This window comes from Ensifer sp. ENS11 (assembly GCF_014851895.1).
Classification (GTDB): domain Bacteria; phylum Pseudomonadota; class Alphaproteobacteria; order Rhizobiales; family Rhizobiaceae; genus Ensifer; species Ensifer canadensis.
In genome coordinates this window covers 1-9,773 of record NZ_JACVAN010000041.1, presented here as the reverse complement: position 1 = coordinate 9,773, position 9,773 = coordinate 1, and the positions used below count along the sequence as shown (strand labels likewise).

Annotated in this window: 11 protein-coding genes; 2 read left to right on the top strand and 9 right to left on the bottom strand. The window is 58.1% G+C overall.

What is annotated here, in order from left to right; genetic code table 11:
* The first annotated feature begins 247 nt into the window (after positions 1–247).
* Complete coding sequence (locus tag IB264_RS34025; RefSeq protein ID WP_192435342.1) at positions 248–604, top strand: helix-turn-helix transcriptional regulator; 357 nt, start codon at positions 248–250, stop codon at positions 602–604.
* Positions 588–1,091 (top strand): SRPBCC family protein, encoded by a 504-nt coding sequence (locus tag IB264_RS34020; RefSeq protein ID WP_192435340.1) that lies wholly within the window; start codon positions 588–590, stop codon positions 1,089–1,091. Before IB264_RS34025 ends, IB264_RS34020 begins: the two co-directional genes overlap by 17 nt.
* Here IB264_RS34020 and IB264_RS34015 read toward each other — a convergent pair.
* The 9 genes from IB264_RS34015 to IB264_RS33975 form a co-directional block, all read right to left on the bottom strand.
* A complete protein-coding gene (locus tag IB264_RS34015) occupies positions 1,017–1,586 on the bottom strand; it encodes a DUF924 family protein (protein WP_192435338.1) in 570 nt (189 codons plus the stop codon). The two genes, IB264_RS34020 and IB264_RS34015, sit on opposite strands and share 75 nt — an antisense overlap.
* Before the next feature lie 367 nt (positions 1,587–1,953).
* A complete protein-coding gene (locus IB264_RS34010; RefSeq protein ID WP_192435336.1) occupies positions 1,954–2,892 on the bottom strand; it encodes a LysR family transcriptional regulator in 939 nt (312 codons plus the stop codon).
* A 212-nt stretch (positions 2,893–3,104) separates the two neighbouring features.
* Complete coding sequence (locus tag IB264_RS34005) at positions 3,105–3,770, bottom strand: RraA family protein (RefSeq protein ID WP_192435334.1); 666 nt, start codon at positions 3,768–3,770, stop codon at positions 3,105–3,107.
* A 14-nt stretch (positions 3,771–3,784) separates the two neighbouring features.
* On the bottom strand, positions 3,785–4,606 hold the full coding sequence (locus IB264_RS34000; RefSeq protein ID WP_192435332.1) for a carbon-nitrogen hydrolase family protein: 822 nt from the start codon (positions 4,604–4,606) through the stop codon (positions 3,785–3,787).
* Between the two features lie 36 nt (positions 4,607–4,642).
* On the bottom strand, positions 4,643–5,377 hold the full coding sequence (locus IB264_RS33995; protein ID WP_192435330.1) for an HpcH/HpaI aldolase/citrate lyase family protein: 735 nt from the start codon (positions 5,375–5,377) through the stop codon (positions 4,643–4,645).
* A gap of 24 nt (positions 5,378–5,401) precedes the next feature.
* Positions 5,402–6,196, bottom strand: a complete 795-nt coding sequence (locus IB264_RS33990) for an ABC transporter permease (protein ID WP_192435328.1) — start codon at positions 6,194–6,196, stop codon at positions 5,402–5,404.
* Positions 6,197–6,213: 17 nt separating this feature from the next.
* A complete protein-coding gene (locus IB264_RS33985; RefSeq protein WP_192435326.1) occupies positions 6,214–7,101 on the bottom strand; it encodes an ABC transporter permease in 888 nt (295 codons plus the stop codon).
* A gap of 3 nt (positions 7,102–7,104) precedes the next feature.
* Positions 7,105–8,199, bottom strand: coding sequence for an ABC transporter ATP-binding protein (locus IB264_RS33980; protein ID WP_192435344.1), 1,095 nt, complete (start codon positions 8,197–8,199; stop codon positions 7,105–7,107).
* A gap of 190 nt (positions 8,200–8,389) precedes the next feature.
* Positions 8,390–9,457: an extracellular solute-binding protein gene (locus tag IB264_RS33975; RefSeq protein WP_192435324.1), complete on the bottom strand. Its 1,068-nt coding sequence runs from the start codon at positions 9,455–9,457 to the stop codon at positions 8,390–8,392.
* Positions 9,458–9,773: the final 316 nt, after the last annotated feature.

The window sequence follows — 9,773 nt, the reverse complement described above, 5'->3', positions numbered from 1 at the left end:
GGTTGACCCCTTCATGCTCGGAGGACTCCGGCCGTTCGTCACCCCTGGTCCGATCAAAGCCTCGCCGATACCGTCAACGAGGCACACGCCTCAGCCCGCGCCCCTCCCGCGCGAGCGGGTTCGTTCGCTGACCCGCAGCAGACGATGCTGCCGCCGCCGCGATGCATGACCTCGAATGACCGGTCTATGGCAGGGAAAGATCGGGACGCTTGCGCTTCCTGCGCGAGCAGGCTAAACACTGAACTATATGGTTCAGTATATTAGTCCTCCCCTCGATCTCTCATTTGCGGCGCTGTCCGATGCGACCCGCCGCGGGATAATCGATCAGCTTGGGCGAGGCGACGCGTCGATCACCAGTCTCGCGGATAAGTTCCAGATGACACTGACCGGCATGAAGAAGCACATCCAGGTTCTCGAGCGGGCGGGGCTCGTCGTCACGCAGAAGGTCGGACGGGTGAGAACCTGCAAGCTTGGGAAACGCGGCCTCAAGGCAGAGGCCGAGTGGATCGAAGCGCATCGCAAGCTCTTCGAGGCCCGCTTCGAAGCATTGGACGAAATCATCAGCGAAATGAAAAAGGACGGAAGCGATGAATCAGCAAGTTAACAGTCCAGGTGGTGAGCAGAACCGCATGTCAGTCGAGCGCAGAGGGGATCGCGAACTCGTCGTAACGCGGACATTCAATGCGCCGCCGAGCACGGTTTACAGGGCGTGGAGCCAGCCCGAGCTGTTCCAGCGCTGGTGGGTGCCAAAATCGGCATCTGGTGTTTCGCTCGTATCGTGCGATATGGACGTCCGTACCGGCGGCAAATATCGGCTGGAATTCGGCGCCGGCGGTTCGGACACCATGGCCTTCTACGGCAAGTATCTCGAGGTGGTGCCGAACGAGCGCATCGTCTGGACCAACGACGAGGGCGAAGAGGGCGCGGTCACGACAGTGACCTTCGAGGACCAGGGCGGGAAGACGCTGCTGAATTTCCACGAAGTCTATCCGTCCAAGGAGGCGCTTGAGGAAGCACTACAGGGCTCGGCGGCCGCATTGCCGGAGCAGCTGGAGCAGCTCGACGAATTGCTTTCCAGCAAAGGCGAGTAGCGCGGGTCGGGAAACTCGCCTCGGTGGAGGTGACGGCCGAAACGGGCATTCCGCTCGGTGCCGTTGCGGCTGTTGTGCGCCCACCTGACTGACCTGCCGGAGATGCTGCGGCGCCTCATCGATCAGGCGGTCGGCGATCGATATGGCGATGTCGAGGTTGGCAAGGTGGTCGGCCGGATCCATGCATTCGCAGTGTTCCAGCGGAATCTTGAAGGCGGTCTCCTGCCAGACGTTTTCCAATGCGTCGAAATGGCCGTTCTTCAGCCCCTCAAGGCAAAGATCGCGGCCCCTCTCGTCATAAGCATAGGCGCGGGGCGTGCCGGCCCATACGGACCGGGTGAACTGATCGAAAATTATGATCAGCGCCCGCCGCCCCATCGGCGTGTCGGCCCAATGGTCCAGATCGCCTGCCGCAGCGCGTGCCGTAATGGCGGGGAACCGCGTCAGCACCTCCTCATAGGCCCCGCCGCGCATCCGCCAATTCCAGAGACGCATATGCTCGTCCGCCGTGGGCGCCTAGCCCCGCATTTGGCTGCCTTCGACGCGATGTGGAATTCTGTTGATCACCGTCGGCTCAAATCGCGACAGCGCCGGCGTAGGTGCGGACCAAACTCACCTACGGTTCAAGCCAAGGGGCGTGCGGTCCCGACCGCCAGATCCCTTGGGGGCTGCATCCCTCGAGGGATCACGCCTAAGTCTATAGCCAAGACGCCAAACAATCATGCAAGGGGTCGGTTTGGGCTTGCGCGAAATCAGCCTTGGCAAGCGAACACCGTCGGAATTGTACCTGGGCGTCTTGTTCCCATGCTCCGTTTTCCCCTCAGCTGCCAATGCTCTGCCAGCGCACAAAATGAGGTTGAATTTAACGATTGTCAGCGCGCTTGAGGACGCTTGAAGCGAGTGCGTCGCTGTATAGCGCGCAAAAGTCATCTGCTACATCGCATGCGATCGATGCCACCAGCGAAGATAGGCGGGAAGAAGGATTGCGCATAAACAGCGCAAAGTAGTTTGTTGGCGGAAATGGAGGGGCAACCTTCAGGACCTTTAGGGTGCCTGTTCGAAGCTCGTTTTGGATTACTATCGGCGGGAGTACGGCGATGCCGATTCCCGCAGATACCATGCTGATTGTTGTAGAAAGCGAGTTTGAATAATGAATAATACTGTCTTCAACAAGGTGACCTGACAGATATTTAACAAGTCTTCCGTGATTGTAGGTGCCAGTCTCGTAGGAGATTATTGGATGAATTGAGAGATCCCCAACCTCCATGGTGCTTTCGTCCCACTCGAACCCACCACTCGCAACCCAGAACATACCGAATGAGCAAAGATCTTTGACGAAATACTTATCGACTTCTCCAGTTGGGAAGCCCAAAACAACGTCTAGTGCGCGCTGCTCCAGTTTGCTGGAAATCGTTTGCGAAGAATCTGTCGTGATAGAGACGCGAACGCGGGGATACCGCGCCCGAAGTATCTCGATGACACCGGGCAGGATTGTCAACGCAATGCTCGGCAGAATGCCGATCCGCACCGTGCCCTCTATGGTCTCCGGCGGTACAACATCGCTTACAAGCCGATTGTAGCGGTCAATAATGTCGCGAGCGCCGGAAACGAATGTTTGCCCTTCACTCGTGAGACGTACGTCGCGGGTATCGCGTTCAAAGAGGCGGATTCCAAGCTCCTGCTCAATGGCGGAAATACGGTTGGAGATAGCAGCCGGAGTAATGTTCATGCGGTCGGCCGTGACACGAAAGCTCCGCAGCTCAGAAAGCCAGACAACGGTTTCCAGGAAACGAATATTCATTGCATGACCGCGCCCTACCCGTTTTACGGTATCTCAAGCGTCATGAACGTAGAAATTGTCACAACGCGTTGAATTTACACAGAATAAGCTTCTTAGGACGCAACGGCCGCAATGTGAAGGGAATATACCAGCGTCCCGTTGCCCGTGCCCGTTCATAGCTCGATAAACCGGCACCCGGGCAAATCGCTCAGGGTGCCGGTTTATCGATTTCATCACGAGGCTTTTGCCAGAACCTTGGCGCTTGCTCCTGTCATGTCACCGAGCTTCTGCTCGTTGTCGCGAACGCTGGCTTCGCGTTTCTTGCCGGTTTCCTGCCGCCTCAACGCCTCTTCGGAGACCGCACGCACCTCGCCGCGCGGAATGACCAGGACTCCGCTTTCATCGGCTAGGATCGCATCTCCGGGCATCACCACAGCACCACCGCAGCTAACGGGAACATTCAAACCACCGCCGAGGTCGTAGAGGCGAGTGGTAATCGGCGACAGGCCACGCGACCACATCGGGAAATCTGAATCCTGGATTTCGGTCAGGTCGGTGCACGGTCCGTCGACGATACCGGCCACAGCGCCCGCAGCTTTGGCGGCTACGGTAACGCCGCCGCCCCAACAGGCGTATTTGTCATCTCCAAGCCGGTCGATGACGAGAATGTCCCCCGGCCGCAACAAACCAGTTGCGTGGTGGAGAAGTGTGGAGTCCGGGCCGGCGATGGCGAGCGTCACCGCCGTCCCGACGACACGCTTGCCGGGTAGAAGTGGCTGGATTGCGCGATCCATGAAGCCCATCAGTCGCCAATGACCGACAGTTGCAGTTTCGACGCCGCTCAGGAGGTCGAGATCTGCTTGCGGGATCTGTTCCGGCATGTTCTCAATGACATACATGTTCAGCCTCCTCGTTACGCGCAGGCCAAGCGACGGTGCTGGGTCATCGGAATGAGATTGCGCACGCGCTTGATCTCCTTGGGTTCGATGCGGGCGGTGACGAAGCCGACAGGGTCAGAGGCGCGAGCGATCGTGTGCCCCCATGGATCGCAGACAAGCGAATGGCCATAGCAGGCACGCTTTTCACCATTTACGGTCACACTGCCGGTTTGTCCGCAGGCGACAAAATAGGTCTGGGTTTCGATGGCCCGGGCCCGGGCAAGCACTTCCCAGTGATCCTTGCCGGTCTGCAGCGTGAACGCTGCAGGCAGCACGATCACGTCGCAGCCGGCCTTTTCGAGTTGCAGGAACAATTCGAAGAAGCGGATGTCGTAGCAGATCGCACAACCGATCCGGAGGCCGTCGAGATCGTATGTGACGATGTCTTCGCCCGGCTTGACGGTCGCCGATTCCTTGTAGGCGGTGCCGTCCGGTGCAACGATATCGAACATATGGATTTTTCTGTAGGCCGCCACTTCCTTGCCCTGGCGGTTGAAGACAAAGCTAGTGTTGTAAATCCGGTTCTCACCCTCCACCTTTTCCATGATCGTGCCGGCGTGGACAAACACACTGTTTTCTCGGGCAAAATCTTGCGCCATCTTATATGCGGCGCCTCCCGCCGGTTCGGCCAGTGCGAGCTTCTCTTCGGTGGTGGTGCCATAGACCTCGAAATACTCCGGCAACACGATTAGGTCGGGCCGGTCGACCTTCATGGCCTCGACCATCAGATCACGGGCAACCTTGAGATTGGCGTCGCGATCATTCTGGGGGTTGGTCTGTATCAGGCTGATTTTCATGATTCTTCCTCCAAAAAAGGCGTGTCGTCACCGCTGTCAGGCGACGATTTTTTCCTGCTTGAGTGCATTGATGGTGGACATGATGCCGGCGCGGAGCGTCATTGTCTGCGTTGCGACGACAAGCATTTCTGCGCCTTCCTCCAGCGCGAATGTGCGTTCTGCCGGTGTCCAGGCGGGCATAACCCAGTTCTTGCCAGCGTCACGAGCGGCACGTGCGATGCGGCTAAGATCAGCGCGGTCGTCATCGTTGAACGCATAGGCGCCGCGACCCCGGGCAAGTGCCAGGTCCGACGGACCGGGGAACAGGCCATCGACGGTATCGAGCGCAATGATTTTCTCGACATCGGCAAGGCTCTCTGCCGTCTCGATCATCGCATAGCATTTGGTACGCCTGTTCTCCCTGTCGAAAGCATCGCTGGTCGGACGGGCATAACTGAAGACCCGGCCGCCGGCGTAAGAACGGGTACCGAGCAGCGGATACTTTGCAGCCTTCGAGACTTCGCGAGCATGATCGACGCCCAGGATATGAGGCAGGATGACCCCGTCGGAACCGAAATCCAGCGCCTGTTGGATGGCTTCGGTCGTCGGCGCAATGACCTTGGTGAGGGCCGGAATGCCGAGCGATTTGCTGAAGGCCAGGAACTGGTCGAGCGTGCCGAGATCGAAAGTGCCATGCTCGAGCTCGATGACGAGCTGCTTGACGCCGCAGGCCTTTGCGATTTCGAGAAAACCGAAGTGCGGTTGCGACATCCAGAGCGCGATATTGTCCATGTCAGATAGTCTCCATTCCAGAAGTCAGTTTTTGCCGATGGTCTTGGAGAGACCGAGCGTGCGTTCGATGAGGAAGATGATGAGGAGCGTGGCGGCGACGAGAACCACCGAAACGGCGGCAGTCATGGGGTCCGTCTGGCTTTCGACATAGTCGAAGATCTCGACCGGCAGGGTGCGCATGCGAGGCCCGGTAATGAACAGCGAGATCACCACCTCATCAAAGGAGAGGAGGAAGGAGAGTGCTGCGCTGGCGACGAAGCCCGGCATCATCAAGGGCAGGGTAATGCGCCGGAACACGGTGAAGGGCGACGCACCCAGCATGGTTGCCGCTTCCTCGACGGAGGGCGGTAAGGTCGAAAAGGCCGTCAGCATGATGCGGATCACATAGGGCGTCGTGATGATCAGGTGGGCAATCACGAGGCCGGTATAGGTGCCAAGCAGGCGGGCCTGAACGAAGACGAGGAGGATCGCAAGTCCGAGCACGATCGAGGGCAGGAGAAGCGGCGCTGTGAAAATGTTGAGAATGAGATCGCGGCCAATGAATTGGTAGCGGCGGATCGCAAACGCGGCCGGAACGCCGGCGATGAGGCCGAGGATTGTCACCGTGGTCGCCACCCACAGGCTGACCCAGAGCGCGTCGATGAGCCCGCGGTGGCTAAACATTGCTGCATACCACCGCAGTCCCCAGCTCTGCGGCGGAAAGGTTAGAAAACTGTCATTGCTGAACGACAGTGGCAAGACGATGAGGATGGGCGCCAGCAAGAACAAATAGAGGCATGCCACCAGGGTTTTGAATGGAAAGGTCAGTCTGCCGATCATGATCAGTGTCCTTTCTCTCAATCGAAGCGCTTGACGACGCGGGAATAGAGCGTGAGCGCCAATCCGAAGATAATCAGCACGATCACAGAGGTCGCCGCTGCGGAGGGCCATTCCAGTTGGATGACGGCCTGGTCGAAAATCTCGGTTGCAAGCAGGAAGACTCGCCCGCCGCCGAGCAGCTTCGGGGTGATGAAGGAACTGATGGCGAGTACGAAGCAAAGCAGGCAGCCGAGCGCGACGCCAGGCATGGTCAGAGGTACGATGATGCGTCGAAAACGGATCCAACTGTTGGCGCCAAGCGAGGCTGCAGCTTCTTCGAGCGCCACGTCGAGACGGCCAAAACCCGATATCAGCGAGAGGGCCATATAGGGAATGAGCACCTCGACCATGCCGATATAGACGCCGAGCGAATTGTTCACGAGCCGGATTGGTGTCTGGATGATGCCGGTCGACACGAGAACGCCGTTGACCACGCCCTGGTCGCCGAGCAGCACCATCCAGCCATAGGTGCGTACGACGCTGCTGACGAGCAAAGGCGAGACGGTAACGACGAACAGGAGATTGCGCCATTTCGGCGAGATTCGGTGCAGGAAAAGTGCGATCGGGTAGGCGCAGAAAAGGGTAGCCACCGTGACCACAAAACCGAGCAGGAGCGAGTTGGCAATCAACTCGAAGCTGAACCTGTCGGTAAAGAAGTCGATATAGTTGGCCAGTGTGTAGTTTTCGGTTAGCACGCCACCGCTGCGGCTTTCGATGAATGAGATCATCGCCAGGCGCACTACCGGCAGGATGAAGGCGATGAGATTGATTGTCGCCATTGGGACGAGCAGGAGGATCAGGACAAACGGAAATTTGCCGATCCGCGGGTAGGGCGAGGGAGGAGCCGTTGCTGTGATCGCTGCCATGGTTCAGCCTCCGAAGACCTGCATGTCTTGTGGCTTCCACTCACAGAGAAGTTTCTCGCCCGTCTGGAAGCTATGGCCGGCGCTGCTTGTATGGACTTCCGTCGTCAGGATGCTGCCGCCGATATCGATGTCGTATTGCACGACATCGCCGACATAGGTGACGCGGATGACCTTGCCGTGGGTCGAATTGGTAGCGATGCTGACAAGGCTGCGATCGCGGCTCGGGGTCAGGTTGATGCGATGTGGGCGGATAGCCGCCTTTGCCTTGCCCTTGGCCAAGCCTTTGGTGTCGCACAAAAAAGTTGCGCCGCAGATGCTTGCCCGGTCGACAGCTTCGATTTCGCAATCCAATACATTGGCGCGACCGACAAATTCAGCGACGAAAAGATTGGCGGGCCGCTCGTAGATGTCTTCGGGCGAGCCGAGCTGGGTAAGTTTGCCGCGGTGCATGACGCCGACGAGATCGCACATGGTGAGAGCCTCGACCTGGTCGTGGGTCACAAAGACCGTCGTGATCTGCAGCCGTTGCTGGATTTCACGGATCTCAATGCGCATGTCGTCGCGCAGCTTGGCATCGAGGTTCGACAACGGCTCGTCGAGAAGAAGAATGCGCGGACGGATAACAAGCGCGCGCGCCAGGGCCACACGCTGCTGCTGGCCACCCGACATTTCCTTGGGCTTGCGATTGCCATAACCGGGCAGCCGCACCATTTCCAACGCCTCTTCAACGCGCCCCTTGGCTTCGAAGCGAGACACGCCGCGCATATCGAGGCCGAAGGCTATGTTTTCGGCGACCGTCATGTGCGGGAAGAGCGCATAGTTTTGGAAGACGAGGCCGATGTCGCGCTTGTGCGGCGGTCTATGGGAGATGTCGTCGCCATCGATCAGGATATTGCCCCTGGTGATGTCCAAAAGGCCGGCGATCATCCTCAGCGTCGTTGTCTTGCCGCAGCCGGAAGGGCCGAGGAGCCCGAGAAGCTTACCTTTCGGCAGGTCGATATCGAGATCATCGACCGCCATATAGTCGACGCCGTAGCGCTTGGTCACGCCCTTGAGCTTCAGGAAAGCCGGGTCGCCTGTAGCGGCAGCAGCGGGCATGGCTGCGGCCTGCGCATTCTGGCGCAGTTGTTGAACGTGCATGTCATCACCATTCGGATTTGAGGTCGTCGTGTGTGGCGGATACTCACGCGCCGCCGCCATGGCGTGTGCTGGGCAGCGCGCCGATACTTTTCGTTTCGCTGGGAGGGAGGTTCTCCGACCCCGTCGGGATCGGAGAACTACTCGGCGCTTATCGCCCAGCCGGGATGATCTGGCGCCGCCATGGTTGGAGGATGCTTTCCCGCATGTCGCCAATGCTCATCCAGTCGACGTTTATCAACTTTTCACGTTGCGCCGGATCCATCAGTGGAATGCGCTTCCGGGTCGCTTCATCGACTTCAGCCTTGGTGTTGGTTGGAGCGTAGAACATCGCCTTGGCAAATGCGGTCTGGGCTTCGGGGCTTAGTGCATAATTGATGAAGGTTACCGTCGCTTCCTGTTCGGATGCGTTCTTGATCGCACTGATGACATTGATCTGAGAGGCCGTGCCTTCGACTGGGCCAACGGACTGCAGTCTCCCTTCAGTGTGATCAAAGAAGAACTGCGACCTTGCATTGTAGCCAATCGAAACAGTGGCAGTGCCGTTGCCAACGAGCGTGTACGCATCTGGCTTCGGCTCCCAGGTTTGCACACGCGGCGCAAGGGCAACCAGCTTTTCGACGCCAGGCGCGATTGTTTTCTTGTAATCATTCTCACCGGCAAGGCGGTTTGCAATGATGGTCAGAAGGATTGCTTGGATGTCGCCGCCACCCTGTGCAGGCAGAACGATCTTGCCATCTTGTTTTTCGTCCCAAAGCGCTTCCCAGCTCGTGGGCGGATTAGGAAATGCGTCGCGGTTGTAAATCAGTGAGAGCGTATCGTAAGTAAGGGGGATAGCCGCCCCGCCAAGGTCCTTGCCGATATCCGAAACGTCTGCGTAATTCGGGATCTTCCCGGTGTTGAGGTCAGCGACAAGACCTTCCTCCTGGGCGATCTTCGCAACTGAAAGATCATAGATAACAGCATTGACCTGTGGAGCATCCCGCTGCGCGCGCATGTTTCCGAGCGAGGTAGCTGCGTTCTGAACGCCGAAATAGGTCACCTTTATGTCGGGGTGACCCTTCATGAATGGCTCGATGACGCTTTTGACGTAGTTTTCTTCGAACGGGCCACGGTAACCCATAACTGTAATTTCCGCGGCGTTGGCCGTATAGCTTCCTGCGAGCATCGTCACCGCGAAAAGTGTTGCGGAAAGAACGCCTGTGGAGATTTGGTTCATATCGATATTCCCCTTTCGCCTTTTGGCTTTGCTTGTTGATGGCAACGATATGAAAGGGACAGAACAGGGTCCAACGACTAAATCTTACCGACCGATCAGAATTCCTTTCCGAAGTTTGACAGCCGTCTATTGCGCCGTCGCCCGCCCGCGTCACTTTAAAGGTCATGGCTGCCGATAGCGGCGCGGCGATTAGATGGGATATTCGGCTTTGCGTTTCAGCGTTGACCGTTGTGGATTGCGGTGCTGCGCTTCTGACTGATGGTAAAATGAGGTCATGTCTTTCAACAGCCTCAAACGTCAGAGGGAGAAGCGCAGT